The organism is Streptomyces roseoverticillatus (assembly GCF_000719265.1).
Lineage (GTDB): Bacteria > Actinomycetota > Actinomycetes > Streptomycetales > Streptomycetaceae > Streptomyces > Streptomyces roseoverticillatus.
Genome location: NZ_JOFL01000009.1, coordinates 19,598 through 44,766, shown reverse-complemented (window position 1 = coordinate 44,766; position 25,169 = coordinate 19,598). Strand labels below are relative to the sequence as shown.

The following is a 25,169-nucleotide window of genomic DNA, read 5'->3' as shown; positions in this document are numbered from 1 at the left end:
TCACAAGTCCGAGCCCCGTGAATGAGGCAAGCCGGGTTCCAGAACGCACCTTCTATCGGATGCGAACGGACCACCCGTCCTCGTCAGGCTCTCCGCCGCCGACGCTCACGCCAGCCAGGCCCTGAAACCGAGGGTGACCGGCCCTCCGAATGAGACACGAACCCCATCGGGGCCGACACCTCAAGACCTAGCGACTCCACGCCTACAATGCCTTCGATCCTCCTCACCTGCGGAAATGACTGCGGGGCAAGCACATCGGCATCCGCATCGCTCGCAAAGGCATCGCGTCAAGCGAGCGACTGGAACGCCGAAGGCGGATGATCGATCGCATGATCTCCTGGGTGATGGACTACCGCCGCCTCACATCCACCCACGGGCGCCGGTTCTCCGTGCACAGACAGGCGAGTTCCTCCTTCTCGCTGAACGTTTCAGCGTGCATCGCTCAGCCGCACAATCTAGTGTGGATACGTAGGGGGATTTCCACAAAGTTCTGAGGTCTTGATATGACCTTCCTTACCGAGCACATCTGGGCAGTTACCGCTTTGCAGGACAGCGGTTGGGATAAGTTCTACCGGGACTGGGTTGAGCCAATTTTTCATGTCTTGATCCCGATAATCATAGCCCTGCTTGCGTTGGTTGTTATCAGTGGGCTCATAACGCGCTTCATGGTCCGGCGGGACACCACTGCCTGGGAGCAGAAGGTGAGATGGCTCTGGGCAGTTGTGGGTACCTTGTCTATGGCGGCAACAGCGGTTTTCCTTCCTGTGTTTCCGGCCTTTCATCCGTTTGGTGACGGTGTGTGGCTGCCCTGGACATTCGGTGGGATAGCAGCTCTTGGGGTAGCTTTGACGGTGTTTTCTTTGCGCCTGAAGGTTAGTTGTCCAGTTCATTTCGACCGCAAGCCGGGGGGGCTCGCCTGGCCTGTATTCTCATTGCTTCTTGCCGCGTGGGCGGTACTTGTCTTCTACTTCATCAGTGGAAACGAGAGAATATCTGTGGCATATGCTGCACTTGCTCTGCTTGGAGTCACCGCGACGGCGACTGCCCTGGGGCAGAGCCGGCGACTCCAAATAGAGGCGCAGGGGCCTGACGGGAAGTCGGACCCTGCGGCGTCCGACTATGTACTTGCGCGTCTGCAGTCACTGGGCTCTCGAGCGCCTGAGCTCGGGATCCTGCAGGTCAGCGAACTCAGTAAGTTGCTAAGCAAGGATCTTAGCGCTATCCCCTCCGGGGCACTCGCGACTGCGATCGCTCATGTGATGTATGCCGTCAGGCCAGACCTGACATGGCGTGCCCGAATCACTCTGATCGACGTGAACCGCGTAGTGGTCTCCCTCACGCGCAATGGCCTTCACGTAAAAAGCGAGTTGATCAGCCGCGTGAACCTTGGGCTGCCCGAGCTCCCGCCGGAGGCGAAGCCCCCTCGGCTGGAGGAAGAGTTGGGACGGGCCCGCGCTCAACTGCTAACTGGCGCCGCAGCGTTTATTCTTATCGAACTCAGTCAAAGACACCGGGATCTCTTGAAAGGATTGTGCGGAGCGCAACACTGGAAACCGGTCGCTCTCCACATGATCGCCAGCGAACGAGCTCTGGTGAGCGACAAGGAGGTCCGCGTAAGGCTCCTGCAGTCCGCTGTAAACATGGATCCCAGATACGGTCTTGCACGCCTCGACTATCTGACCGAAGTCCAAAATTGCATGCCAAATAGTGTAGCGAATCGCATGAGGATGGCCCACCTTATGGATCGCCAGCTGGAACTTGTTCGCGAGCAAGAGGACAGGTCAGGATGGGAAGGTCTCTGCATTCGCATCCTCTATAGTTGTGCAGCCATACGAACCAATGCCTACTTGGCGGCCCGAGCTATCAGTGACGATCACATCGATCAACTAGGCCACGAGCACCCAGGCATCTTGGACACGGCACACGAAGCGGCATCTGATCTGCTGGAAGAATGTGAGACTGTCATATCGAACAAGGAATTCCTTAAGAAGGATCCAGCGGCTTATAATTTCGCTTGCTACATGAAACCAGTGGCCGAGAACCTGAAGAGTGCAATATCCTTCCTCGCTGATGAATCCCGGCTGCGTATCAACGGCGGGACGTGGACCTGGGCACCACCAGAACCGGATCGCCACCCTCCCCCCAAGCTTGCACACCACTATGCTTGCCTGGCCGCATTGGCAGAAGAGCGCGGTGTCCCACGCCAGGGCCTGGACGACACACTTGACTACCTCACTTTCGCACTTACAACCCCCTCGGATCGGCAATCCGCCCAATCAGACCCATCGTTTTGGAGTTACTTGCAGGATCCGATACGGGCAGCCCAGGCTGAACACACTGTCCGCCTCAAGCCGCTAGCAATGCTGGATCTGGAGCCGTTCAAACGTTTCGCGAAGCCCCTTACTGAAGCCGGCATCACCACTTTCAGAAATTTCCAGCTGCGGGCCTCCGGCGTCACGCAACGGCAGAAAATGGCCGACTACCTCAATGTCTCGACTCTAGTTGTCTCTCACCTCAAAGCCATCGCATCACTGGCTGCCCTGCACCATGATCTCGCGAGACCGGATGTAGTCCGAGTCTTTTTGGAAGCAGATATCACTACTCCTGAGCAGCTTAGGTCCCGGGCGGCGGAAGACCGCCAACTCCTGATAAGTGAGCTCAGGGCGAAGGCCGAGAACTGCGGCGTTGCTCACCTCGCAGCTTTCATTACGCCGGACGTTTGGCTGGACGCAATCTAGGCCTGTGTTCGCGCGCAGTTGTTCCAACTTAGACCATGTCCTATGCGGTGAGGTGGGTGAGTCGTTTGTAGCAGCAGATCGCTGCTGTGAGTTCGAGAAAGGTGCGGTAGTTGCAGGGGTCGCGTTCATAGCAGATGGTGAGGCGGCGATGGCCGCTCAGCCAGGAGATCGTTCGCTCGATCACCCACCTTAGGCGTCCCAGTCGCTCGCTTGACTCGATGACTTTGCAGGCGATGCGGATGCCGATGTGCTTGCCCCACAGCCATTTCCACAGGCCAGGATGGTCGAAGGCCTTCGGGACGAAGGGGTCGTGGCTTCATGGACTGACCTCACAGGGCCTTCATCGTCCGCGGCTGAGCGCCCCAGATCTCCCGAAAAACAGGAGAACTTTCCCTGAACAGGGTCGGCTCTCTGACGTTCTGCAAGTCAGCGGCCTTGCCGCGGCTCCCAGAGCAGGCGCCTTCTAAGCGCTTGGCCGCAGGTTCGAGTCCTGCCGGGGGCGCGCACACTGCCTCACCTGCGAAAACGCCGGTGAGGCTCTGCTATGTCCGGAAGCACATCGCTCAGGGACCAAGCGCTGACTGCGCACAACCGTGGATCTCGGGATCTGCACCGCACAGGGTGGTTGCAGGTCGGCACCGTGCAGGCGTTCGGACGTTCCTTTTGCCGGTGCCACCGTGGCGGGGACGGCGGTCGCGTCGTGAGGTCTGGTGTCGAGCCTCGACCGTCCACCAACCGGGCGTTCGACCTGTGGACAACAGCCAGAAGGGGATCGAGGTCATCTCGGGCAGACGCCGGAAAGCCAACTGTGCCCTGCTGCGTACGGACAGCGTTCACAAGAGCGCATCCTCAAGGGATCGATTGTTGAGTATGAGGCCCATGTGCCATCCTCGGCCACGTGAGTGCTGAGGATCTGCGATACGAACGTGATCTGAAGACATCGGCGCTGACGGCCATCGCCCGCCGGCAGCAGGTGGTCCGGCGGCTGGAGGAGGACATACGCAGCAAGCGGAGAAAGCTCGCCGAACTCGTGTGCGCGGCCACCACCAGGACGCCCGGCAGCCTGATCCCCTATGGCCGTGTAGAACATGTCGCACGCCTTCTCGGCGTCAAACGCGACCGTATCGCCAAGATCCGCACCGCGGTCCGCAGGAGCCGGACCGGAAGGACGCCACCACCGTCCGAGCCGGCAACCACCGCGCCGTCCTCACTCCACACCGCCGCATGACCGCGAGCCGAAGGGAATCCCACCGCTCATGTCCACTGCGCCCCTCGAAGACGGGCCGACGGTCCCGCCCATGCCCGAGCGGACTCCGAAGTCACTGCGCGCCGCCATCGCCCAGTACGCGCCGCAACTCCTAGTGGATTTCGACCGGCACTGGCGCCGTGACATCGCCGACGCCTACGACCTTGCCCCCGTCCCCGCCTTCATGGCCCGCTGGTGGGGTGAGTACGCCCTCGCCCGTAACCCCGGCCTTGAAGCCAGAGTCCACCGCCTGGAGGACGAGGCCACCGAGGAGAGCGACTACGTGCGCGCCAAGGCGATGATCGAGGAAGCCGGACGCATCCGCCGGGCAGCCGCGAAGGCGGAGCCCGGCGAGTGAAGGACGACTTCATGGGGCCGCCCTGGCAGGCCGACTGGACCAAGGAAGCTGAGGAGAACAGGAACGCTCTTCCCGACCAGGCCCGCACCCTGGTGGATGCCGCCCGCGCCGAGCTCGTAACCGCCACAGACCCGTACTTCCGGGGTATTGACACCGACCGGGACCTGCCCTCGGGAATGAGTGTCGAACCCGTCCAGTCGACCCGGCCCAGCGGCGAACATGTCCTCTACTTCGGTCACGGCCGCGGCTGGCTGCGATACCACTTCACACCCCGCACCACCGATCCGCAGATCGTGATCGACGAATGCTTCTGGCAGTGATTCTCCCGTGCTGGGGTCTTCCACCGGTGGCCGTCCATCGGGGTCACAGCCAGTCACGGCCGCGAGTTCTGCACCCGGAGCTCGGGGCCTGCGGCTACCTTCCCACCGCATCCACGCCACAGCGGCGGCTCCCCGCCAATCGCAATCCGAAGATAGACCAAGCGCCTTGCCCCGTTTTACTCGGCAACGACCTGCGAAACCGCAGGTCAGCACATCGCTCAAGCTCGCACGCCTTCTAAGCGCTTGGCCGCAGGTTCGAGTCCTGCCGGGGGCGCTCGATCCACACTGCACGCCCCTCCCGTCGGGAGGGGCGTTTTTGCTGTTCAGGGGCCGTTTGGTGGGTGTAGTGAAGTGACGCCGTCCGGGAGGCGGGGCGCGGCTCAGGGCGTCCGGGGTCAGACGGCTTCCGGCGGGCGGTCTTCCCGGAGACTTCCCGGAGGTTCAGTGCGGCCGTTGATGCGGCCGTTCTTCTGCCCGTGATCGCCCGGGCGCGGGGCAGGTCCGTTGCCCGTCCCGGCACCGGGCCGCCCGTCAAAGGCGGGAAACGCCGGGAGGATTCTGCTCAGCCCACTGGCTTTCAGTGCCTGGGCGACTGCGGGACGCGGCGCGACGAGGCAGAGGTCGCCGCCGGAGTGCCGGGCCTCGCGGGCGGCGGCGACGAGCAGTCCGAGGCCCAGGGCGTCGCAGGAGGTGACGCCGGACAGGTCGAGGATCAGCCGGCTTCCGGGGCTGTGGGATACGTGCAGGAGGCGCTCGCGCAGCCTCGCCACCCCGGAGAGGTCCAGCCTTCCACGGACCACGAGCACGCGGTCTCGTGGGCTACCGGAGGGCGGCGAGTGACAGCGCGATGCGGATACGCGCCCGCCCGCCCCTCGGGGAACTGCAGCGGGGACGGGGACGGTTCCGCGCTTTATGGGCACCACGCGCCTCCTCGGAGCGAATCGCATCTCGGTGCTGCCGGGGGCTGGGGCCTCATACGGCAGCCTAGTCCTGCCTGTACGTCGCGAACAGGGCTGAACGGAACGGCCTTGAGGCGGGTCGGGCAGCGAGGCCGCTTCGGTGACCGGAGTCCGGCGGAACAACCCGTCCAGCCGTCAGCGCCGCTCCTGTACAGCGGGTACTGGTGAACCATGACCGGCACCTTCACGACCCGCACTGTCGACGTTACAACCGGCTCCGCCGAAACCATGCACGACCTGACGAACACGTGTTCCACGTTCCTCCGGGAGGTCGCTCACGGGAGAGACGGGCTGCTGAACGTCTTCACCCCGCACGCGACGTCCGGCCTGGCCGTCATCGAGACCGGGGCCGGCAGTGACGACGACCTGCTGGCGGCCCTCCGTGAGGTTCTTCGCGCGGACGACCGCTGGCAGGACCGCCACGGCGGTGCGGGTCCCGGCCGCGATCACATGCTCCCGGCCCTGGTGCCGCCCCACGCCACGCTGCCCGTGGTCGGCGGTGAGCTGCAGCTGGGGACCTCGCAGTCCGTCGTTCTGGTGACCACCGGCCGGGACACCCCCGACCGAAAGGTCCGGCTGTCCTTCCTCGGCTGACCGTACGCGGCGCTGCCCGGGCGTTCAGGTCCGCGGAGTGCTGCCGGTGTCGATGAGGATCTGTTCGGCCTGGGTGACGTTGTCGGCCCGTACGGCTCTGGCCATCGCGGCCCGTGCCGCGTCGGGCGCCGCGCCGGGCGGGACCACCAACAGGGCGAAGTGATCGTTGTCGCCCCGGGTGATGAGGACCGTGTCGTCACCGACGGGGAAGGAGTCGATGTGCACGACCCGGTCGTCGACGGTCAGCCGTGCCGGGAGCTCCTCCCAGGCACTCCCGTCCAGGCCCACGCGCATGATGGGCCCGAGGTGCTCGGTCAAGGCACTGATCAGACCGGGAAGCTCGGCATGGATGTCGCGGGAGCGCGGCCACCACGCGCCGTCCAGGACTCCCCCGCGCTCCTGCGTCGTCTCCAGCCGCAGGAGCGCCGTCCCAGGTCTCACGGCGTGGTGGATCGCATCCGGCAGAAGCCCGGAAAGGCGTGGGGTGTCGGAATCGGTCATGGTGTGCTCGCCTGCTTCCGGGAGTTCCGCGCATTCGCTCGTCGTCCGGAACATGCCGGCAGCACCGGGCGAAGCGCCCGCGGTAACCCCACCGTACTCCGCAGGCCGGCGGCGGGGCCGCCCGCAGGGCCGTCGCACGCCCGCGTTCCCGCAAGATTGCCTGGTCGCGCAAGGCGTGTGGACCCGCCTGCCGGAGTAAGGTGAAGAAACCGGGAACACTTCGCACACCGGCCTCCATGCGGGTGTCGTTCCCGGCGAGTCGCTATGCCGGGCCGCCGACGAGCCCGGGGGGCAGGTTCGCATCATGGCTGTCACCATCGACCGTACGACCAGCGACGAGCATGCCCCTTCACCGCCCGCTCGTCTGTCCCTGACGCCGGGAACGGCGCCGGGGCTTCTGGACGGCTCCTGGTGGCCTCGCTCGCGTGACCTCTCCCGCGAGCTCCCCGCACTGGCGGCGAGACTGGACCACTCCTGGGGGCGGGTTACCCACGTCACGGTGAATCCGGCCTTCTGGCCCGTGATCCCGCGCAAGGTTCCCGTCGCCGGACACACGGTGCACGTGGGGTGGTTCTCGAATGAGCAGGACCCGCACAAGCTCCTCGTGTTCTCCTACACCGCGGACCGCCTGGACCTGCTGATCATCCCGCCGGAGACCGGCCCGGCCGCGGCCGCCAGGCTGATGTCCGCCGCTGCCACCCCCGGAAGCCTCCTCACCGCGAGCAGGCTGATGGAGGACGAGCGGGCGGCCGACGACGCGACGGAGTCACGGGGCCAGGACCCTTCCGTCCGGAGGCGGTGAACATGACCCCCGCACACGCCAAGCCCACCCCCGCACCAGCGGATCCGGTGCCCCGGGCGGGGTGCGCCGACGTTCGCGTCGTCGCCGCGTCCCCCGAGACCGCCCGCCGCGTAGCGGAAGTCCTGCGGCACTGCTTCGATTCCACCGAACAACGCAGCTACCCGGCCGGCCGCGAAGGCGGAACCAGGCTCCATCTCACCGTGGACACCACTCATCCCGCCGAACCCGCGCGACCCTGGCTGGCGACCAGCCGGGGTCCGTCTGCCGACCGCCCACAGCACGGCCACGACTGAATCGCCACCTCGGCTTGATCGGCTTCACCCCGCGTGCGGGAGGCTCTGCCCCGCTGCCGGGCTGCCGTGAACAGGAGCAAGGCCCCGGCCGGTGGACGCCGCGCCCTCCCCTCGTCCCGGAGGGCGAAGCGAACGAAACGACCGTACGGTTGACCCATGAGCGTCTTCATCAAGCTGGTGGAGAATCGGCCGCCGAAGGAATACGCGAACGAGCGTGGGGCGGATATCTCCTACGACGACACCGTCGAGGGGACTTCAGAGATCACTTACCAATACGACGTACTTCCCGGCGGGTCCTTGAGAATCCTCCGGGTCGCAAAGGGAGAGGAAGCCGTCGTCCATGCGGTCTACGCCCCGGGCCTGTGGTTCCGCGTCGAGGGCCTCTGCCGCGGCACTGCGGAATAGCGGCCCCGGCAGGGACCGGACAGAAAACGTCATGCCTCGGCTGCCGGAACGAGGGCGCCCTCCCTCTCGGGAGGGCTTTTTTGCTGGTCAGCTGCGGATTCCCGGTCAGCTGCGGGTTCGTCGTTCCTGCGGGCGTCAGCGGAGGATTCCCTCCAGGAAGTCGCTGCTCAGGCGGGCCACCGCGCGGACGTCCAGTTGGTAGAGGACGTAGCGGCCGCGGCGGCGGGACGTGATCAGGCCCGCCTTCTTGAGGACCGACAGGTGGCGGGAGACCTCCGGGGGGCTGATGCCGAGGACGCCGGCCAGTTCGCCCGTGGTGTGCGGGGTGCGGGCCGTGCTGCGGCAGACCCGCATGCGGACGGGGTGGGCCAGGGCTTCCAGGCGGAGTTTGAGGAGGTCGACCGAGGTGGGGGCGGGCAGTTCGGGCGAGCCGACCGGGTAGTGGACGACGGGGCGCCACTGCGGGCGGTGCAGGACCATCAGGTGCGGCCAGCCGAAGTGGGACGGGACGAGGGTGAGGCCCGGCCGCACCGCGGGGCCCGTCGCCGTGGCCCTGCCCTCGGCCAGTTTGTCGACGCGGATGCGGCGGCCGCCGTCCTCCAGGTGGAGGGCCGGGGAGACCGCGGCGAGCGCCTCGCGGAGGCCCTTGCGGCGCAGCAGCTCCGTCTTGTGCCGGACGTCGGCGGCCAGCCGGGGCTCGACGCGCTGCCAGATGTCCGCGAAGAACGCCTCGTCGCAGTCCTCGAACAGCCGCCGCACCCAGGCCCGTACGGACACGGGGTCCTTCAGCAGGCGCTCGGCGAACTCCACCTGCCGGGGTCCGCGGGCCGCGGCCAGTTCCAGGGTGCGGGCGCGCGTGGGCAGGTGGGTGAGCGGTGACGGGCCGCCGATGCTGTACGAGGCGAGGCAGGCGAACTCCAGGGCCGTGGTGACGAACTGGTCGTCGTCCAGCAGGTCGAGGAGGTCCAGTTCGTCGGCGAGGGTCGCGCCGGGCTTGCCCGCGCCGCCGCGCAGCCCGGCCCAGGGCATGAACAGGTCGGAGAAGGTGGTGCGCCACAGGAAGTCGGCTTCCTGGAGGCGGTCGGCGAGGTCCGGGCGGAGCGCGGCGGCCGTGGCCGTGGCCCAGCCGGCCGTGCCCGGGTGGTGGCCGGGCTCGGACAGCACGTGCAGCGCGAGGCACAACTCGCCCATCGGCGACGTCTCGAAGACGATCCGTTCGGTGGCCAGGCCGGCGATATCTATGCTCACGCTCACGACGTCATGATGCCTCCTCGTGCGCGCAGCATGATGCCTCCTCGTACACGCTGCACGATGCCTCCTCGTGCGCGCTGCCTGCGCGTTCGAAGGCGAGCAGGCGCTGCTTGCGGGGCAGTCCGCCGCCGTAACCGGTGAGGGCGCCGGTCGCGCCGACGACGCGGTGGCAGGGGACGATGATGCCGACGGGGTTGCGGCCGTTGGCCAGCCCCACGGCCCGGGACGCGGTCGGGCGGCCGATGCGGTCGGCCAGCAGGCCGTACGAGACGGTCTCCCCGTACGGGATCTCCTGGAGGGCGTGCCAGACGGTGCGCTGGAAGCCGGTCCCGGCGAGCGCGAGGGGGAGGTCGAAGGCGGTGCGGACGCCGGCGAAGTACTCCTCCAGTTGCTCGCGGGTCCGGGCGAACACCGAGCCCTGTGCGTGCGGTTGCGGGTCGTACGCGCCGAAGGTCTCCTGGGGCGGGCGGTGGCGCTGCCCTTCCATGTACAGGCCGCAGAGCCGGCCGTCGGCGGCCACCAGCGTCAGGGGGCCGTACGGGCTGTCGATGACGGTGTGGGAGCGGTGGGTCATGGGTTCCTCCGTAAGGTGCGTCGCGGTCAGGCCGCCGGCATGCGGTTGACCGGGTGGTCGCCCGTCGCCCACAGGTGCTGGACGGCGTACGACCGCCACGGCTGCCAGGCCCGGGACCTGCGGGTGAGCGCCGCGGGCGTGGCGGACAGGCCGAGGCCCGCCGCGGCGAGGCGGACGCCGAGGTCGGTGGCGACGAAGGCGTCCGGGTCGCCGAGGGCGCGCATGGCGATCGTCTCCACGGTCCAGGGGCCGATGCCAGGCAGCGCGGCGAGCTGCTCCCGGGTGCGCTGCCAGTCGCTGCCCGGGCCGAGGTCGAGCCCGGACGAGGCGAGCGCGGCGACGAGGGCGGTGAACGTACGGCGGCGCGTGCCCGGCATGGCGAGGGTGGCGGGGTCGAGCTCCGCGAGGGCCTCAGGCGCCGGGAAGAGGTGGGTGAGGCCGCCGTCCGGGTCCTCGACCGGGGTGCCGTGGGCGGTCACCAGGCGCCCGGCGAGGGTGCGGGCCGCGGCCGTGGACACCTGCTGGCCGAGCACCGCGCGGAGGGCGAATTCGGCCGGGTCCACGGTGTGCGGCACCCTGCGGCCGGGGGCGCGGTCGACGAGCGGGGCCAGCAGCGGGTCCTCGCGCAGGAGCCCGTCGACGGCTTCGGGGTCCGCGTCCAGGTCGAGGAGGCGGCGGCAGCGGCTGACCGCGGCGGCCAGGTCGCGCAGGTCCGTCAGGGTCAGCCGGCAGCCGATGTGGCCGTCCGCGGGGCGGAGCGTCGCGATGCCGTGGCCGTGCGGCAACCGCATCGTGCAGCGGTACGCACCCTCCCGCCACTCCTCCGTGCCGGGCACGGCGGTCGCCGCCAGGTGCCCGAACAGGTTGTCCGGGAAGAGCGGGGCGCGGTAGGGCAGGCGCAGGGACACGGTGCCGGGGGTGGTGGCTGCGGTGGCCGTGGCGCCCGCGGCGGCCCCCGCGCGTCCCCGGCCCGCCGCGCGGGTCCGCAGCTCGCTCGGGGAGAACGCGAAGACCTCCCGCACGGTGTCGTTGAAGGTGCGGATGCTCGCGAACCCGGAGGCGAACGCGACCTCCCCCATCGGCAGGGACGTCGTCTCGATCAGCAGCCGCGCCGTCTGGGCGCGCTGCGCGCGGGCCAGGGCGAGGGGACCCGCGCCCAGCTCGGCGAGGAGCTGCCGCTCGATCTGCCGGGTGCTGTACCCGAGCCGCGCCCCGAGCCCGGGCACGCCCTCGCGGTCCACCACGCCGTCGGCGATCAGGCGCATGGCCCGGGCCGCCAGGTCGGCCCGCTCGTTCCAGCGGGGCGAGCCCGGGCTCGCGTCGGGCCGGCAGCGCTTGCAGGCGCGGAACCCGGCCTGCTGCGCGGCGGCCGCGCTCGGGTAGAAGGTCATGTTCCGCGGCTTGGGCGGTACGACGGGGCAGCTCGGGCGGCAGTAGATGCGGGTGGTCGTCACCGCGGTGAAGAACCATCCGTCGAAGCGGGCGTCCTTGGACTGTACGGCCCGGACGCACCGGTCCGCGTCGGTGTGCATGCCACGGCTGTGCATGCCATCGCCGTGCGTGCCATCGCTGTACATGACGTCGTTGCGCATGCCGCCAGTATTGGCGGAGGTCACACCCCCGATCCGGCGGAAATCCGACATCCACGTCGGAGGTGTGCTGTGCTTCAGTGGGACCAGTGTTTCCGGTATTGCTGGTGTTGCCGGTGATCGTTGGGGGGATGCAGAGATGCGTGGGACAGGTGCAGAGGCACGCTTGCGGGTTCCCGTCGGGGACGACTCCCACCGGTGGGTGACCCGGGCCGCGTGCCGCCGCGTCCTGTTCGTCGTGCACAACGTCACCTCCGCCACCCGGCTGCTGGACGTACTGCCGCTCTTCCGGGACGACCTGCGGGTGCAGCTGCTCGTGACGTGCACCGGATCGTCGCCGTTCCTCGCCGGAGTGCCGGAGCTGCTGGCCTCCGTGGGGCTGCCAGTGCTGCCCTGGGAGCAGGCCAAGGAGACGCCCGTCGACCTGGCCGCCGGACGCCGGACGCCGGACGCCGGACGCCGGACGCCGGACGCCGGACGCCGGACGCCGGACGCCGGACGCCGGACGCCGGACGCCGGACGCCGGACACCGGACACCGGACACCCGCTGCCCCTGCCCCTGCCCCCGTCTTCGGGCTCTCCCCCGACTGGCTGCTCCACGACGGCCGGCCCCTCGCCGCCGCGACCGTCCTCTCACACCCCGAGCAGCTCGACCGCCTGCGCGCCGCCTGCCCGGAGGCGGCCGGCACCGCCGTCCTCGCCGGTGACCCCTGCTACGACCGCATCCTCGCCGCCCTGCCCCACCGGGACCGCTTCCGCCGGGCCCTCGGCGTCGCGCCCGGCCAGCGGCTCGTCGTCGTCAACTCCACCTGGTCGCCCGGCTCCCTCTTCGGCGACGACGACTCCGAGGGCGACCTGCTGCCGTCCCTCCTCCCGCGGCTGGCCGCTGAGCTCCCCGCCGACGAGTACCGCGCGGCCGCGGTCCTGCACCCCAACATCTGGCACGGCCACGGCCCCGGTCAGATACGGGCCTGGCTCGACCGGGCCCGCCGCGCCGGGCTCGCGCTCGTGGACCCGCTGGAGGACTGGCGGCAGGCGCTGATCGCCGCGGACTGCGTGATCGGCGACCACGGCTCCGTCACGTACTACGCGGCCGCCATCGGCAGGCCCGTCCTCCTCGGCGCCTTCCCCGGCGGCGCCCTCGACCCCGGCTCGCCCGTCGCCGCCCTCGGCCGGGCCGCGCCGCGGCTGCGCCCGTACGACGGGCTGCGCGCGCAGGTCGACCACGCCGTCGGCCACCACGACCCCGGCCGCTTCCGCGCCCAGGCCGAGCACGTCAGCTCCGCGCCGGGGCGCTCCGCCGCGCTCCTGCGCCGCGCGTTCTACGGCCTGATCGGCATTCCGGAGCCCGCCGGCCGGCCCGCGCTCCTCGACCCGCTGCGGCTCCCGTCGTACGCGCCGGCCGAGCGCACGGCGCCCGTCCGCGTCCTCAGCCGGCTGACCGACGCCTCGGGCGCACCGGAGATCGCCGTGGTGCGCCGCGCGACGGACGACGGCCCGTACTCCGACACCGGCATCGACGACATCGACGACATCGGCTGGGACGCCCACACCTCCGTCCACGAGGACACCCCCGACCCGGGGCGGCTGCGCATCGCGGACGTGATCGTGCGGTACGGGGCGGCCGACGACCCACGCGTCGGACCGCCGGCCGCCTGGACCGCGGAGGTCCTCGGCCGCCACCCGGGCTGCGCGCTCGCCGTGTACGTGACGGGGCCCGGGCGCTGCACCGTCCGCACGCGCGGCGGTGACCTGCTGCAGCTCACCGCCCGCCCCGGCGCGGACGGCCGGGGCGACCTGTGCGACCCGGCGGCCCACGCCTCCGCCCTCCACGCATGGCTCGCGGGCGGCAAGTCCGTGGAGGAGGCGGTGACGGGCGGCATCACGGTGGTGACGGGGAGGGTGCGGCATGGTGTGGACGTCGAGCGGGACGATGACGGCCTGGCCGTCTAGTGCGTGGCTGTAGTGCGTAGCTGTAGTGCCCGGCCCGTGCCGATGCCGGTGCTGCGTATGCCGCCGGACCCTCACCGTGGTGGCACTTCGCCCTTGCGGCGGAGGGAATCCGGCGCGGCCGGCCGCTTCTTGCGCCTCAAGCCGCAAGCCGCAAGCCGCAAGCCGCAACGCCCAGCGCCGGGCACAACCTCAGCCCGCCCTCCGCTCCCGCAAAAGCGCGCCCGTGCGGGACACGCCCGCCGCTTCGCCCACCTCCTCGTACAGCGAGTGGGCCAGGCTCAGGTGGTGCACCGCGTCGTCCCGGTCCGTGGTGCAGCGGGCGCGGAGTTCGGCCGCGTCCGCCTGTTGCAGGACGGCGCCCTCGGCCGCCATGACGGCCAGTGCCTCGTCGAGGGGCGTACGGGCCGCGGCCGGGTCGCCGGCGGCCAGGTGGGTCTCGCCGAGGCTCATCCGGACGCGGGCCTCGTTGTAGAGGTCGCGGGCGGGCAGCGCCCGGAAGCGGGCGAGGGCGTCCGCCAGTTGGGCCAGGGCCTCGGCGTGGCGGCCCTGGCCGCGCAGGGCCCGCCCGAGGTGATGGGCGAGGAGCGCGTCGGCGCGCGGCACGTCGGCCGCGCCGTCGCCGCCCGGAGCGATGCCGTCCAGGGCTCGCCGGGCCTGCCGGAAGTGCTCCTCGGCGGCCTCGTACCGCCACTGCCGCAGGCAGAGCAGGCCCAGCGACTCGGTCGCCGTGGCGCGGCCGCGGTGGTGGCCGGCGCGCTCGTCGGCCGCCGCGGCGGCGGTCAGCTGGGCCTCGGCCTCCGCGTACCGGCCGAGGCCCATGTAGCCGAAGGCGAGCTGGGTCCGCATCCGGCCCTCCGCCCGCGGGTCGCCGATGCCGGCGGCGCAGCGGCGGGCCGCCTCGACGCCCCGCAGGTGCGTGGCCACCCACTGGTCGTGGAAGCCGAGGCGCAGGTGCAGACCCCACATGGCCTCGCACAGTTGCCAGGCCTCCTCGTCGAAGCCGTACTCCTCCGCGGCCCGTACGGCCTCGGCGAGGTTCGCGCGCTCGCGCCGCAGCACGGACAGGGCCGCGCGAGCCGCCTCCGCGGTGCGGCCGGCGGGGCCGTCGCCGCCCTGCGTGCGGGCGTACGCGGGGCCGAGGTGCCAGCGGCCGGGGACGACGAGGGCGTCGGCGCGGGCGGCCAGCCGCAGGTACCAGGTGATGGTGCGGCGGACGGCTGGAGCCGTCGCCCCGCGGCCGTCCTCCTCGTGGGCGCGGCGCTCGGCGTGGAGGCGGACGAGGTCGTGGAAGCGGTAGCGCTCCTCGCCGGTCTCCTCCAGGAGGTGGGCCGCGGCGAGGGTTTCGAGCAGGCGGCGCGCCTCGGCCTCGCCGGTGTCCGCCGCGGCCGCGGCGGCGCCGACGGGGATGTCCGGCCAGGGGCGCAGGGCCAGCAGCCGGTAGAGGCGGGCCGCGTCGGGGGGCAGGTCCCGGTAGGAGAGGTCGGTGGCGAGGAGGGCCGGTTCCACCGGCGAATCGCCACCCCCATACGTATCAGGGGTATCAGCGTCATCAAGACCATCAGCATCATCAGGCATTCCTGGAGCCTGTCCCTGCCCGCTCCCTCTCAAGCCCGCGACCGCCGCCGCGAATTCGCGCTCCAGGCTCTCCCAGCTCAGCTGCTCCCGCACCTGCACCCGGGCCCCCGTCTCGCACAGCGCGAGCGGTATGCCCCCGCACCGCGCCGCCACGGCCTCCGCGTGCGTGCGCTGCGCGGCGACGCGCTCCGGGCCGGCGACGCGGCTCAGCAGCAGGAAGGAATCGGCGTCGGACAGCGGGCCGACCCGCACGATCCGCGCCCCGTGGTCGCGGACGAGCTCGGGCAGCCGGTGGCGGCTGGTGACCAGGACGAGCGAGGTGGGCGACGCCGTCAGCAGCGGGCCGAGCTGGGCGGCGCTGTGGGCGTTGTCGAGCAGGACGACCATGCGCCGGCCCGCGGTGCGCTCGCGGTAGAGGTCGGTCTGGCCCTGCTCGTCGGCGGGCACCCGGTCCGCCGGCACGCCCAGGTGGTGCAGGAAGCGTACGAGCACCTCGGACGGGGTGACGGCGGTGGCCGCCGCGGAACCGCGCAGGTCGGCGTACAGCTCGCCGTCCGGGTAGCGGGCGGCCAGGGCGCGGGCGCAGTGCACGGCCGCCGCGGTCTTGCCGACGCCGGCGGGGCCGACGAGCAGGGCCATGGGCGCGGCCATACGTGAGTCAGCGCCGCCGTCCCCCTCGTCCAGCAGCGCCGTGATCCCAGCCAGGACGTCCTCGCGGTCGGTGAAGGCCGACGTCAGCGGCGGCAGCATCCGCGGGCGGGCCGCGCCGTTGTCCGTCGCGGGTACGGCGGTGGCCGCCGCCAGCCACTCGCTCTCGCGGAGCCACGAGGCCAGGTCGCGGGCGAATCCGGGCTCGGTGCGGGCCTGTTCGATCAGCAGGGCGGCGAGCGCCCTGCGTCCGCCGTCGTCGGTGGGGGCCGCGGGCGGCTCGCCGCCCCCGTCCCTGCGCCAGGCCCGGCGGGCCAGACCGGCCAGCCCCTCCGCCGTCCGCCGCCCCAGCTCCCCCGCCGCGCCCGACAGCGCTCCCGACGCCGCCGTGTCAACGGCCGCCAGCACCGCCGTCATCGTGAACGGATCCACCGCACGCCTCCCCCAGCTCTCCCCGCCCCGCAGTCCCGACCACGCTAGCGGGAAGATCACCTGCTGGGGAGGGCAACTCCGAGCGGGAGCACGGGAAGAACAACTCCCGGCCGGAGCCCGGGAAGAACAACTCCCGGCCGGAGCCCGGGAAGCGCAACTCCGAGCAGGATCAGGGAAACGCCTGAACGCCCCGCAAACGCAGCGTGGCGCCCGCGACGGAAATCGAGGGCGCCACACGGAAGCGGCCCGGGGCGGGGGCACCCCGAATCCGCCGGTTTTCCTCCTGCGTCAGTCGATGACGCAGACGTTGCCGGACGCGGGGTTCAGCAGTCCGATGATGTCGATCGTGTTGCCGCACAGGTTGATCGGGATCTGGATCGGGACCTGGATGACGTTGCCCGAGATGACACCCGGGGAACCGACGGCCGCCCCCTTGGCGCCGGCGTCGGCGAGCGCGGTACCGGTGATACCCGCGAGCGCCGCGCCCACGGTGGCGGTCAGGGCAGCCGTTTTGACGATTCGTGACATGCGGAGACACCTTTGCTGCTTGATCTTGCTCGGTCGTACTGGGAGGCACCCGGCCGTGACGACCGGGGTGTGCTTTTCAACGCCCCGTACTCACAAAGGTTTCGTCCGTGGTGCGGATGGGTGACCGGGTTTCTCCCCTCCGGGCGGCCCTGTCCGTGTGCCGGTCCGTGCCGTGGCCACGGAGAAATCCGCAGGATTCTCCGTACCCCTGCAGTCATTTCGGCAGGTCGTCGGTCTAATGCGCTGTGCGGGCGGCCGCGGAGGGAGCGCGCGTCGCGGATAGGAATAGCCCTACAAATGCGGTTCCGCAGAATTACCCGTACGGCCCAACGCGGCGGCCTTCAGCAAACCGCGCCCATCGGCCCACAGGCCCGCCGGCCCGCCGCCCTACCCCCGCTCCGCCGCCATCCGCACCGCGAAGGCCGTCAGCTCCTCGCACCACCCCGCCGTCAGCCGCGCGGCGGCCGCGGTCCGGGACGCCCGGTCCACCAGTTCGCGGATGAGGCGCTCGGCGATGCCGCGCTCCTCGCGCTCCAGGAGGATCTCCCGCAGCAGTTCGGCGTCCCAGTCGTACTCCGGGCCGCCGTCGAGGAAGCCGCGCAGCCGCCAGGCGGCGTGCAGCGAGCGCGCGTAGGCGTCGTAGGCGGTGTCGAGGTCGGGCCGGTCGGCGAGCGCGGCGCCCAGCCGGAGCGGATGCCGCAGGGCGTACCAGCCCGCGGTACAGCCCCGGTCGCATCCCGATATGCACCGCCCGGGCCACGGGTCGTCGAGGTACTCGGCGGCCATCGCCTCGTGGGCGTACGTGCCGATCACGCGCTCCACACGCATCTCGTCCCAGATCTGCCACGCGGAGGCGGGCAGCCGCGCGGCGAGCCGGTCGGCGAGCGAGAGGGCGAGGTCGCCGGCCAGGGTGGCGGTGGACTCGCCGAAGCGGCGGGCGTCGCCGGCCCAGCCGTTGCGCTCGTGCTCGGCGGCGCGGCTGACGTGCAGCGTGGGGATGCCGCGGCGCAGGGCGGCGTTGTCGCGCACGTCGCTGCGGATGAGGGTGCAGGTGTCGAGGAGTTCGAGGGCGGCGGCCGCCTCGACGGCGGCCGTGGCGTCCGCGTCGCCGCCCCCCGCCAGATAGCCGGTGAGGAGGATGACCGGACGGACCCGGTCGGCCCCCACGGCGACGAGTTCGGCGAGGGATTCGACGACGCCGGCGCCCCGCGCGTCGGCGGTGCGCCAGCGGCGGTGCTCGTCGTTGAGGAGGCCGCGCAGCCGTTTCTCGACCTGGTCGAGCATCCCGGCGCGCTGGAGCTGGGGGACCGGCTCCTGGGGCGTCACCGCGCGGGGCAGCCGGGGTTGCGTCGTCATCGTGTGCCTCCCTGGATCGGTTTCGGTCCTGCGACCGACCCTGCCGGGCGGGCGCTCCGCCCGGGGCGGCGGAGCGTGACCGGCCAGAAGACTGCCCACGGGAGCGCTCGGGAAGCGACGGTTTCCTGCCATACCGGAATGCGTCATCCCTCCTGCTTCATGGCGCTCTCGCCGCCCTCTCCGAGCCGCCGGAACGGCCCCAGAAGGCGGCTTGCGGCCCGTGCGCGCGTACGAGCGTGGTGCGCATGTGGCTCATAATCGGCTGTCACCGCCCGGCCGGCCTGGGCCGATTCCCCCGGCTTCCCCCCGACGCCGGTCGTATCATCCGCCGATTCACCCGTGTGACCTGCGGTGGAGCCGCCCCCGCGGCCCGTCAACTTCAGGCCAACACCGTGCGGGAGCGGGCCCGCGCGGACGATGATGGCGCCGTCTGTACAGCGCGCCGCGCACGCCGTTGCTACGGCCCCGCCCTCGCCCTGGAGCGCGCTGCCGGGCTGCACCTGCGGGAGGCGCGGGCGGCCCCGCATCACGACCCGGGCCGACGCGTACCTGACGGCCGTGGGAGCGGCCGGCGCGGCGGTTCCGGCGGGCGGTGGATAGCCTGGGCGCAGGACGACGTGGACGACACGACGACGAGGACGAAGAGGAGGCCGGCCGACCGCATGAGCACGACCCGGCCCGGGACGGTCACCGACGGCCCGCCCCCGCGGACGCGTCCCCCCGGGCGGCGGCCCGTGGCGCGCGGGCAGGGCGCGGTCGTCTGCGCGGTCTCGCTCGGCGGGGGCGCCGGGGCCGCGGCCCGCTACGGCGCCGGGCTGCTGTGGCCCGCCCCGGCCGGCGCGTTCCCCTGGACCACCTTCCTGGTCAACGTCGTGGGCTGCGCCCTGATCGGAGTACTGCTGGCGGTGATCGGCGAGCTCGCCGCGCCGCACCGGCTGCTGCGGCCGTTCCTCGGCACGGGCGTGCTCGGCGGATTCACCACCTTCTCGACGTACGCGGTGGACGTCCAGCGGCTGACCGCGGACGGGCACGTCGCGACGGCGCTCGCGTACCTGGCGGGCACGCTGCTCGCCGCGCTGGCGGCCGTGTGGACGGCCGCGACGGCGACGCGGGCGGCCCTGCTCCGCAGGAGCGTGCGGTGAGGCCCGCCGGCAGGGCGCTGCGCCTGACGGTCTTCCTCGGCGAGTCCGACCGGTGGCAGCACCGGCCGCTGTCCACCGAGATCGTGCACCGCGCGCACACCGCCGGGCTCGCGGGCGCGACGGTCTTCCGCGGCGTCGAGGGGTACGGCGCCTCCTCCGTCGTCCACACGGCGCGGCTGCTCTCGCTGAGCGAGGACCTGCCGGTGACGGTGGTGATCGTGGACGCCGAGGAGCGCGTACGGGCGTTCCTGCCGGTCCTGGGGGAGGTCACCGGGGAGCGGCTCGTCACGCTGGAACCGGTCGAGATCCCGCGGCTCGGGCGGCCCGCCCCGGAGGACGGTGCGTGAACTGGCTCCTCGTCGTCGCCGGCGCGATGGCCGGCGCGCCCCTGCGCTACCTCACCGACCGTGCGGTGCAGGCGCGCCACGACTCGGTCTTCCCGTGGGGCACGTTCGCCGTGAACGTCATGGGCAGCCTGATCCTGGGGATCCTCACCGCCGCGGCCCCGTCCCCGCTGCGGCTGCTCCTGGGCACGGGCCTGTGCGGCGCGCTCACGACATACTCCACGTTCTCGTACGAGACGCTGACGCTGGCCCGCGAGGGCGCGCGCGGCTACGCCGTGGCGAACGCGGCGCTGAGCGTGGTGTGCGGGCTGGGCGCGGCGTTCGCGGGGGTGGCGCTGGGGCGGGTCCTGTGGGGGTGAGCCCCGCTCACTCCCCCTCTCCTTCCTCCGCCCCCAGGTGCTCCAGGAGCACCGCCCGCAGCTCCCGTGCCGCGCGCGGCGGGGCCACGTCCTTGCGGTGGGCCAGTGCGACCGTGCGGCGCATGCGGGTGCCCTCGAAGGGCGTGACGCGCAGGCCCGAGCGGGCGGCCACCATGCCGGGCACCACGGCCAGGCCCAGGCCCGCGCGGACGAAGCCGAGGACGGCGTCCATCTCCCCGCCCTCGACGGTGAAGGACGGTTCGAAGCCGGCGGCGCGGCAGGCCGTGGTGGTGATCTCGCGGAGGTCGTAGCCGCGGCGGAACATCACCATGGGCAGGCCCTCCAGGTCCGCCACGCGCAGGGCGCGGCGGCGGGTGGGCGGGGGCTCGCCGGGGGCGGTGACGACGACGAGGTCCTCGCGCAGGAGCTCGGTCGTGGCGAGGGCCGGGGCGCCGACGGCCAGCGGCGTGATGATCAGGGCGAGGTCGAGGCCGCCGCCGGCGAGGGTGCGCACGAGGTCCTGGGAGCCGCCCTCGTCGACGACGAGCTCGATGCCGGGGTAGCGGGCGTGGTAGGCGCGCAGCACGTCGGGGACGAGGCTCGCGCACAGGCTGGGCGGGGCGCCGAGGCGGACCCGGCCGCGCCGCAGCTGGGCGACCTCCTGGACCTCGCGGCGCGCGGTCTCGGTGTCGGCGAGGATCTGCCGGGCCAGTGGCAGCAGGGCCTCGCCGGCGTCGGTGAGGGTGATGTTGCCGCGGGCGCGCTGGAAGAGCTCGGCGCCCAGCTCCCGTTCGAGGGCCCGGATCTGCTGGGAGAGGGACGGCTGGGCCACGTGCAGCGCCTCCGCCGCGCGGGTGAAGTGACGGACTTCGGCCAGGGTCGCGAAGTAGCGGAGCTGCTGGAATTGCACGGTCAGCAGCATAGATAGGCGGAGCCTATGGAAACCAGCTTCATCATGTCTTGGACGGATCGACCGGGGCTGCCTAGCGTCTGGTGCCATGGCACTGGCGACCCGGACGGACCGTCCTCCGTCCCTCATCGGCTCCGTGTGGCGGTCGACCGTCGGCAAGAAGGCGGTCATGGCGGTCACCGGCTTGATCATGCTGGCGTATCTGGTCGCCCATGTGGTGGGCAACCTGAAGGTGTTCTTCGGCGCCGGGGAGTTCAACCACTACGGGCACTGGATCCGCACCATCGGCGAGCCGTTCCTGCACTACGAGTGGTTCCTGTGGATCGCCCGCGTGGGCCTGGGAACGGCGGTCGTGCTGCACGGCGTGGCCGCGTACCAGCTCAGCCGCCGCGACCTGGCCGCCCGCCCGGAGAAGTACGAGCGGAAGCGCCCGCGCGCGAGCTACGCGACCCGCACGATGCGCTGGGGCGGGGTGATCCTGGCGCTGTTCATCGTCTGGCACATCCTCGACTTCACGACGCTGGACGTGAACCCCAACGCCCAGGAGGGGCGCCCGTACGAGAACCTCGTCGCCTCCTTCGACCGCCCGGCCGTCAGCGCGTTCTACATCGTCGCGATGCTCGCCCTCGGCCTGCACATCCGGCACGGGTTCTGGAGCGCGGCGCAGACGCTGGGCGCCAACTCGCCGCGCCGCGACCGGGCGCTGAAGTTCCTGGCCGACGCGCTGGCGCTGGTGCTGACCTGCGGCTTCATCGCCGTGCCCGTGGGCGTCCTGACAGGAGTCGTGAGCTGACCATGCCTGATCCGTCCGACATCTCCGATTACCCGCACTACACGACCGGCGAGCCGGTCACCGACACCGCCGCCCCCGGCGGGCCCATAGCCGAGCGCTGGGACCGCCGCCGCTTCGAGGCCAAGCTCGTCAACCCCGCGAACCGGCGCAAGCACACCGTCATCGTCGTGGGCACCGGGCTCGCGGGCGGCGCCGCCGGGGCCACCCTCGCCGAACAGGGCTACCACGTCGTGCAGTTCTGCTACCAGGACTCGCCGCGCCGCGCCCACTCCATCGCCGCCCAGGGCGGCATCAACGCCGCCAAGAACTACCGCAACGACGGCGACTCCGTGCACCGCCTCTTCTACGACACCGTCAAGGGCGGCGACTTCCGGGCCCGCGAGTCCAACGTCCACCGCCTCGCCCAGGTCTCCGTCGAGATCATCGACCAGTGCGTCGCGCAGGGCGTGCCCTTCGCCCGCGAGTACGGCGGGCTGCTCGACACGCGCTCCTTCGGCGGCGTCCAGGTGTCGCGGACGTTCTACGCCCGCGGGCAGACCGGCCAGCAGCTGCTGCTCGGCGCGTACCAGGCGCTCAGCCGCCAGATCGACGCGGGCAACGTCGAGATGCACGCCCGTACGGAGATGCTCGACCTGATCGTCGTCAACGGGCGGGCGCGCGGCATCGTCGCGCGGGACCTGATCACGGGCGCCGTCAGCACGTACGTCGCGGACGCCGTGGTCCTCGCGAGCGGCGGCTACGGCAACGTCTTCTACCTCTCCACCAACGCCAAGAACTCCAACGCCACCGCGATCTGGCGGGCCCACCGCCGCGGCGCGTACTTCGCGAACCCCTGCTTCACCCAGATCCACCCCACCTGCATCCCGCGCTCCGGCGACCACCAGTCGAAGCTGACGCTGATGAGCGAGTCGCTGCGCAACGACGGCCGCATCTGGGTGCCGAAGGCGAAGGGCGACACCCGGCCGCCGGGCGAGATCCCCGAGGCCGAGCGCGACTACTACCTGGAGCGGATCTACCCCGCCTTCGGCAACCTCGTCCCGCGCGACATCGCCTCGCGCGCCGCGAAGAACGTCTGCGACGAGGGACGCGGCGTCGGCCCCGGCGGGCAGGGCGTCTACCTGGACTTCGCCGACGCGATTCGGCGCATGGGCCGCAAGGCCGTCGAGGCCAAGTACGGCAACCTCTTCGAGATGTACGAGCGGATCACGGCGGAGGACCCGTACGAGGTCCCCATGCGGATCTACCCGGCCATCCACTACACGATGGGCGGCCTGTGGGTGGACTACGACCTGCAGACCACGGTCCCCGGCCTCTTCGCGATCGGCGAGGCCAACTTCTCCGACCACGGCGCGAACCGGCTCGGCGCGTCCGCCCTGATGCAGGGCCTCGCCGACGGCTACTTCGTCCTGCCGTCCACGATCAACGACTTCCTGGCCCGGCACCCCCACGACGCCGTGCCCGCGGACCACCCCGCCGTGACGGAGGCCGTCGCGGAGGTGACGGACCGGCTGCGGCGCCTGCTGGCCGTCGGCGGCGACCGCACCCCGGACTCCTTCCACCGCGAGCTCGGCGAGCTGCTGTGGGACGAGTGCGGCATGGCCCGCACGGACGCGGGCCTGCGCAAGGCCCTCGGCCGCATCCCCGCCCTGCGCGAGGAGTTCTGGCGGCGCATCAGGGTGCCGGGCACGGGCGAGGAGCTCAACCAGTCCCTGGAGAAGGCCAACCGCATCGTCGACTACCTGGAGCTCGCCGAGCTCATGTGCCTGGACGCCCTCCACCGCACGGAGTCCTGCGGCGGCCACTTCCGGGAGGAGAGCGCCACCCCGGACGGCGAGGCGGCCCGCAAGGACGAGGAGTTCTCGTACGCGGCGGCCTGGCAGTTCACGGGGACGGGCAGCCCGCCCGTCCTCCACCGGGAAGACCTGACCTTCGAACACGTCCACCCCACCCAGCGGAGCTACGCCTGATGGACCTCACCCTGCGCATATGGCGCCAGCGCACCGCCGGCGAGGCGGGCGCCATGACCACGTACCGGGTCACGGGCATCAGCGAGGACATGTCCTTCCTGGAGATGCTCGACCACCTCAACGAGGAGCTGATCCTCGCCGGGGACGAGCCGGTCGCCTTCGACCACGACTGCCGCGAGGGCATCTGCGGGGCGTGCGGCATGGTCATCAACGGGCAGGCGCACGGCCCCGAGCGGACCACGACCTGCCAGCTGCACATGCGGCACTTCAGCGACGGCGACACCATCGACGTCGAGCCGTGGCGCGCGGCGGCCTTCCCGGTCGTGAAGGACCTGGTCGTGGACCGGTCCGCGTTCGACCGCATCATCGGCTCCGGCGGCTACGTCTCCGTCCCGACGGGCTCCGCCCCGGACGCCCACGCGACGCCCGTCCCCAAGCCGGTGGCGGACCTCGCCTTCGAGCACGCCGAGTGCATCGGCTGCGGCGCGTGCGTGGCCGCCTGCCCGAACGGCTCGGCGATGCTCTTCACCTCCGCGAAGGTCGTCCACCTCAACGTCCTGCCGCAGGGCGCGCCCGAGCGGGAGTCGCGGGTCCTGGGCATGGTAGACGCCATGGACGACCAGGGCTTCGGAGGCTGCACGAACACCGGCGAGTGCGCCACCGCCTGCCCGAAGGGGATCCCGCTGCAGTCCATCGCGACGATGAACCGCGAGTACCTGCGGGCCTCGCTCAAGGGCGGGCGGCGGCGCTGAGCGGGCGGCGCCCCGCGGCCGGGCGGTGGTCGCGGGTGCGCAGGCGGAAGGCGGCGGTGCCCAGCAGCCACATCGCGGCGAACCAGGCGGGGCCCAGCAGCAGGTGCCCGTACGGGGTGTCGTGCGAGAAGCCGGCGGCCACGCTCACCTGCGTGGGCCCGTACTCGGGCAGGGCCTGCACGCCGCCCTTGGTGGCGCCGGGGTTGCTGATCGGGTTCTGCAGCATGGTGTCGAGCAGGCTGGTCATGATGATGACGAACAGGCCGGCCAGCTCGTTGCGCAGGAAGGCCCCGAGCAGGATGCCGATCCCGCCGTAGCCGACGCCGGCCGTGAACACGCCGGCCATCAGCAGCCAGGGCCGGACCGGGTCCCAGTACCAGCAGATGACGGCCGTCGCGTACGCGGAGATCAGGGCCGCGGCGAGCAGCATCGCGCCCACCTTGGCGACGAGCAGGCAGACGCGCGGGTAGCCGGCCAGGACCAGCCGGCGGTCGAAGGCCAGCGACTTGAACGTCGTCATGAACATCATGAAGCCGACGATCAGTGTGACGGCGTTGATCGCGCCGGAGACCATCGTCAGCCGGTTGCCGTCGACGGTCAGGTGCCGCCCGGTGGCCCGCAGCAGGAAGCCGGTGGGCGCGCTGGCCACGAACCAGTGCTCCATCGTCAGCCAGAACGGGATGTAGAAGACGACGAGCACGAGCGCGAAGCGGTTGCGGGTGTGCTCCAGCAGGGCGAAGGCGGCGGCCGTGGCGAAACGGCGTCCCGGGTTGTCCATCC

25 protein-coding genes, 1 tRNA gene and 1 pseudogene are annotated in these 25,169 nt (G+C 71.3%); 16 read left to right on the top strand and 11 right to left on the bottom strand.

Features of this window, described 5'->3' with window-relative positions:
* Window positions 1-503: 503 nt before the first annotated feature.
* Entirely contained in the window at window positions 504-2,738 is a 2,235-nt protein-coding gene (locus IF61_RS35845; RefSeq protein WP_157848601.1) for a hypothetical protein, read from the top strand.
* Between the two features lie 40 nt (window positions 2,739-2,778).
* On the opposite strand, the pseudogene IF61_RS34095 reads toward IF61_RS35845, so the two are convergent.
* Window positions 2,779-3,033, bottom strand: a pseudogene (locus tag IF61_RS34095) (IS5/IS1182 family transposase); the annotation flags it as partial.
* A 142-nt stretch (window positions 3,034-3,175) separates the two neighbouring features.
* Between IF61_RS34095 and IF61_RS0112505 the strand changes: the two are divergent.
* From IF61_RS0112505 to IF61_RS0112495, 4 genes are all read left to right on the top strand, one after another.
* Window positions 3,176-3,240 (top strand) — tRNA-Arg (locus tag IF61_RS0112505).
* Between the two features lie 396 nt (window positions 3,241-3,636).
* Window positions 3,637-3,966 (top strand): hypothetical protein, encoded by a 330-nt coding sequence (locus IF61_RS35840; RefSeq protein WP_157848600.1) that lies wholly within the window; start codon window positions 3,637-3,639, stop codon window positions 3,964-3,966.
* Window positions 3,967-3,994: 28 nt separating this feature from the next.
* A complete protein-coding gene (locus tag IF61_RS0112500; protein ID WP_030366403.1) occupies window positions 3,995-4,342 on the top strand; it encodes a DUF6247 family protein in 348 nt (115 codons plus the stop codon).
* Window positions 4,339-4,662 (top strand): hypothetical protein, encoded by a 324-nt coding sequence (locus IF61_RS0112495; protein ID WP_030366402.1) that lies wholly within the window; start codon window positions 4,339-4,341, stop codon window positions 4,660-4,662. Before IF61_RS0112500 ends, IF61_RS0112495 begins: the two co-directional genes overlap by 4 nt.
* 395 nt (window positions 4,663-5,057) lie before the next feature.
* Here IF61_RS0112495 and IF61_RS0112490 read toward each other — a convergent pair whose 3' ends face one another.
* Window positions 5,058-5,468, bottom strand: a complete 411-nt coding sequence (locus IF61_RS0112490) for an STAS domain-containing protein (RefSeq protein WP_052392658.1) — start codon at window positions 5,466-5,468, stop codon at window positions 5,058-5,060.
* A 324-nt stretch (window positions 5,469-5,792) separates the two neighbouring features.
* On the opposite strand from IF61_RS0112490, the gene IF61_RS0112485 reads away from it, so the two are divergent.
* Window positions 5,793-6,215, top strand: coding sequence for a YjbQ family protein (locus IF61_RS0112485; RefSeq protein WP_030366400.1), 423 nt, complete (start codon window positions 5,793-5,795; stop codon window positions 6,213-6,215).
* A gap of 24 nt (window positions 6,216-6,239) precedes the next feature.
* Here the strand turns inward: IF61_RS0112485 and IF61_RS0112480 are convergent, their stop codons facing one another.
* A complete protein-coding gene (locus tag IF61_RS0112480; RefSeq protein ID WP_030366399.1) occupies window positions 6,240-6,716 on the bottom strand; it encodes a DUF5994 family protein in 477 nt (158 codons plus the stop codon).
* A 304-nt stretch (window positions 6,717-7,020) separates the two neighbouring features.
* On the opposite strand from IF61_RS0112480, the gene IF61_RS0112475 reads away from it, so the two are divergent.
* The 3 genes from IF61_RS0112475 to IF61_RS0112470 all read left to right on the top strand — a co-directional run bounded on the left by IF61_RS0112475 (window position 7,021) and on the right by IF61_RS0112470 (window position 8,216).
* Window positions 7,021-7,518, top strand: coding sequence for a DUF5994 family protein (locus IF61_RS0112475; RefSeq protein ID WP_052392657.1), 498 nt, complete (start codon window positions 7,021-7,023; stop codon window positions 7,516-7,518).
* 2 nt (window positions 7,519-7,520) lie between these two features.
* On the top strand, window positions 7,521-7,811 hold the full coding sequence (locus IF61_RS36985) for a hypothetical protein (protein ID WP_078660164.1): 291 nt from the start codon (window positions 7,521-7,523) through the stop codon (window positions 7,809-7,811).
* 156 nt (window positions 7,812-7,967) lie between these two features.
* On the top strand, window positions 7,968-8,216 hold the full coding sequence (locus IF61_RS0112470) for a hypothetical protein (RefSeq protein WP_030366397.1): 249 nt from the start codon (window positions 7,968-7,970) through the stop codon (window positions 8,214-8,216).
* Between the two features lie 135 nt (window positions 8,217-8,351).
* Here IF61_RS0112470 and IF61_RS0112465 read toward each other — a convergent pair whose 3' ends face one another.
* The 3 genes from IF61_RS0112465 to IF61_RS0112455 are packed head-to-tail and all read right to left on the bottom strand — an operon-like array spanning window position 8,352 to window position 11,573.
* Window positions 8,352-9,464, bottom strand: coding sequence for a DUF5937 family protein (locus tag IF61_RS0112465; RefSeq protein ID WP_030366396.1), 1,113 nt, complete (start codon window positions 9,462-9,464; stop codon window positions 8,352-8,354).
* A gap of 10 nt (window positions 9,465-9,474) precedes the next feature.
* Complete coding sequence (locus tag IF61_RS0112460; RefSeq protein ID WP_052392656.1) at window positions 9,475-10,041, bottom strand: methylated-DNA--[protein]-cysteine S-methyltransferase; 567 nt, start codon at window positions 10,039-10,041, stop codon at window positions 9,475-9,477.
* Window positions 10,042-10,067: 26 nt separating this feature from the next.
* Window positions 10,068-11,573: a DNA-3-methyladenine glycosylase 2 gene (locus tag IF61_RS0112455; protein ID WP_030366394.1), complete on the bottom strand. Its 1,506-nt coding sequence runs from the start codon at window positions 11,571-11,573 to the stop codon at window positions 10,068-10,070.
* 378 nt (window positions 11,574-11,951) lie between these two features.
* Here IF61_RS0112455 and IF61_RS0112450 point away from each other — a divergent pair, with 378 nt between their 5' ends.
* On the top strand, window positions 11,952-13,583 hold the full coding sequence (locus IF61_RS0112450; RefSeq protein WP_342667986.1) for a hypothetical protein: 1,632 nt from the start codon (window positions 11,952-11,954) through the stop codon (window positions 13,581-13,583).
* A gap of 189 nt (window positions 13,584-13,772) precedes the next feature.
* On the opposite strand, the gene IF61_RS0112445 is transcribed toward IF61_RS0112450, so the two are convergent.
* The 3 genes from IF61_RS0112445 to IF61_RS0112435 all read right to left on the bottom strand — a co-directional run bounded on the left by IF61_RS0112445 (window position 13,773) and on the right by IF61_RS0112435 (window position 18,122).
* Window positions 13,773-16,238 (bottom strand): tetratricopeptide repeat protein, encoded by a 2,466-nt coding sequence (locus IF61_RS0112445; protein ID WP_281178036.1) that lies wholly within the window; start codon window positions 16,236-16,238, stop codon window positions 13,773-13,775.
* A gap of 288 nt (window positions 16,239-16,526) precedes the next feature.
* A complete protein-coding gene (locus tag IF61_RS0112440; RefSeq protein WP_030366391.1) occupies window positions 16,527-16,766 on the bottom strand; it encodes a chaplin in 240 nt (79 codons plus the stop codon).
* Between the two features lie 387 nt (window positions 16,767-17,153).
* A complete protein-coding gene (locus tag IF61_RS0112435) occupies window positions 17,154-18,122 on the bottom strand; it encodes a polyprenyl synthetase family protein (RefSeq protein WP_245684490.1) in 969 nt (322 codons plus the stop codon).
* Between the two features lie 662 nt (window positions 18,123-18,784).
* Between IF61_RS0112435 and crcB (IF61_RS0112430) the strand changes: the two genes are divergently transcribed.
* From crcB (IF61_RS0112430) to crcB (IF61_RS0112420), 3 genes are read left to right on the top strand one after another with little or no spacing between them, the layout of a single operon-like run.
* On the top strand, window positions 18,785-19,264 hold the full coding sequence (crcB, locus tag IF61_RS0112430; RefSeq protein ID WP_030366389.1) for a fluoride efflux transporter CrcB: 480 nt from the start codon (window positions 18,785-18,787) through the stop codon (window positions 19,262-19,264).
* Window positions 19,261-19,611 carry a DUF190 domain-containing protein gene (locus IF61_RS0112425; protein ID WP_030366388.1) on the top strand — a complete coding sequence of 117 codons (351 nt, stop codon included), beginning with the start codon at window positions 19,261-19,263 and terminating at the stop codon, window positions 19,609-19,611. The genes crcB (IF61_RS0112430) and IF61_RS0112425 overlap by 4 nt, the downstream gene beginning before the upstream one ends.
* On the top strand, window positions 19,608-19,967 hold the full coding sequence (gene crcB, locus IF61_RS0112420; protein ID WP_030366387.1) for a fluoride efflux transporter CrcB: 360 nt from the start codon (window positions 19,608-19,610) through the stop codon (window positions 19,965-19,967). Before IF61_RS0112425 ends, crcB (IF61_RS0112420) begins: the two co-directional genes overlap by 4 nt.
* Before the next feature lie 7 nt (window positions 19,968-19,974).
* On the opposite strand, the gene IF61_RS0112415 is transcribed toward crcB (IF61_RS0112420), so the two are convergent.
* Entirely contained in the window at window positions 19,975-20,877 is a 903-nt protein-coding gene (locus IF61_RS0112415) for a LysR substrate-binding domain-containing protein (protein ID WP_030366386.1), read from the bottom strand.
* A gap of 88 nt (window positions 20,878-20,965) precedes the next feature.
* Between IF61_RS0112415 and IF61_RS0112410 the strand changes: the two genes are divergently transcribed.
* The 3 genes from IF61_RS0112410 to IF61_RS0112400 are packed head-to-tail and all read left to right on the top strand — an operon-like array spanning window position 20,966 to window position 24,389.
* Window positions 20,966-21,670, top strand: a complete 705-nt coding sequence (locus IF61_RS0112410) for a succinate dehydrogenase cytochrome b subunit (RefSeq protein WP_030366385.1) — start codon at window positions 20,966-20,968, stop codon at window positions 21,668-21,670.
* 2 nt (window positions 21,671-21,672) lie between these two features.
* Window positions 21,673-23,637, top strand: a complete 1,965-nt coding sequence (locus IF61_RS0112405) for a fumarate reductase/succinate dehydrogenase flavoprotein subunit (RefSeq protein WP_397945209.1) — start codon at window positions 21,673-21,675, stop codon at window positions 23,635-23,637.
* Window positions 23,637-24,389: a succinate dehydrogenase/fumarate reductase iron-sulfur subunit gene (locus IF61_RS0112400; protein WP_030366383.1), complete on the top strand. Its 753-nt coding sequence runs from the start codon at window positions 23,637-23,639 to the stop codon at window positions 24,387-24,389. Before IF61_RS0112405 ends, IF61_RS0112400 begins: the two co-directional genes overlap by 1 nt.
* Here IF61_RS0112400 and IF61_RS0112395 read toward each other — a convergent pair.
* Entirely contained in the window at window positions 24,367-25,167 is an 801-nt protein-coding gene (locus IF61_RS0112395; RefSeq protein WP_030366382.1) for a hypothetical protein, read from the bottom strand. The genes IF61_RS0112400 and IF61_RS0112395 overlap by 23 nt on opposite strands.
* Window positions 25,168-25,169: the final 2 nt, after the last annotated feature.

Coding starts and splice junctions, on each gene's coding strand:
- IF61_RS0112440 (WP_030366391.1), bottom strand. CDS start 16,766: ATGTCACGAATCGTCAAAACGGCTGCCCTGACCGCCACCGTGGGCGCG.
- crcB (WP_030366389.1), top strand. CDS start 18,785: ATGAGCACGACCCGGCCCGGGACGGTCACCGACGGCCCGCCCCCGCGG.
- IF61_RS0112395 (WP_030366382.1), bottom strand. CDS start 25,167: ATGGACAACCCGGGACGCCGTTTCGCCACGGCCGCCGCCTTCGCCCTG.
- IF61_RS0112405 (WP_397945209.1), top strand. CDS start 21,673: ATGCCTGATCCGTCCGACATCTCCGATTACCCGCACTACACGACCGGC.
- IF61_RS0112455 (WP_030366394.1), bottom strand. CDS start 11,573: ATGCACACCGACGCGGACCGGTGCGTCCGGGCCGTACAGTCCAAGGAC.
- IF61_RS0112460 (WP_052392656.1), bottom strand. CDS start 10,041: ATGACCCACCGCTCCCACACCGTCATCGACAGCCCGTACGGCCCCCTG.
- IF61_RS0112470 (WP_030366397.1), top strand. CDS start 7,968: ATGAGCGTCTTCATCAAGCTGGTGGAGAATCGGCCGCCGAAGGAATAC.
- IF61_RS0112400 (WP_030366383.1), top strand. CDS start 23,637: ATGGACCTCACCCTGCGCATATGGCGCCAGCGCACCGCCGGCGAGGCG.
- IF61_RS0112480 (WP_030366399.1), bottom strand. CDS start 6,716: ATGACCGATTCCGACACCCCACGCCTTTCCGGGCTTCTGCCGGATGCG.
- IF61_RS35845 (WP_157848601.1), top strand. CDS start 504: ATGACCTTCCTTACCGAGCACATCTGGGCAGTTACCGCTTTGCAGGAC.
- IF61_RS0112475 (WP_052392657.1), top strand. CDS start 7,021: ATGGCTGTCACCATCGACCGTACGACCAGCGACGAGCATGCCCCTTCA.
- IF61_RS0112500 (WP_030366403.1), top strand. CDS start 3,995: ATGTCCACTGCGCCCCTCGAAGACGGGCCGACGGTCCCGCCCATGCCC.
- IF61_RS0112485 (WP_030366400.1), top strand. CDS start 5,793: ATGACCGGCACCTTCACGACCCGCACTGTCGACGTTACAACCGGCTCC.
- IF61_RS0112435 (WP_245684490.1), bottom strand. CDS start 18,122: ATGACGACGCAACCCCGGCTGCCCCGCGCGGTGACGCCCCAGGAGCCG.
- IF61_RS36985 (WP_078660164.1), top strand. CDS start 7,521: ATGACCCCCGCACACGCCAAGCCCACCCCCGCACCAGCGGATCCGGTG.
- IF61_RS0112410 (WP_030366385.1), top strand. CDS start 20,966: ATGGCACTGGCGACCCGGACGGACCGTCCTCCGTCCCTCATCGGCTCC.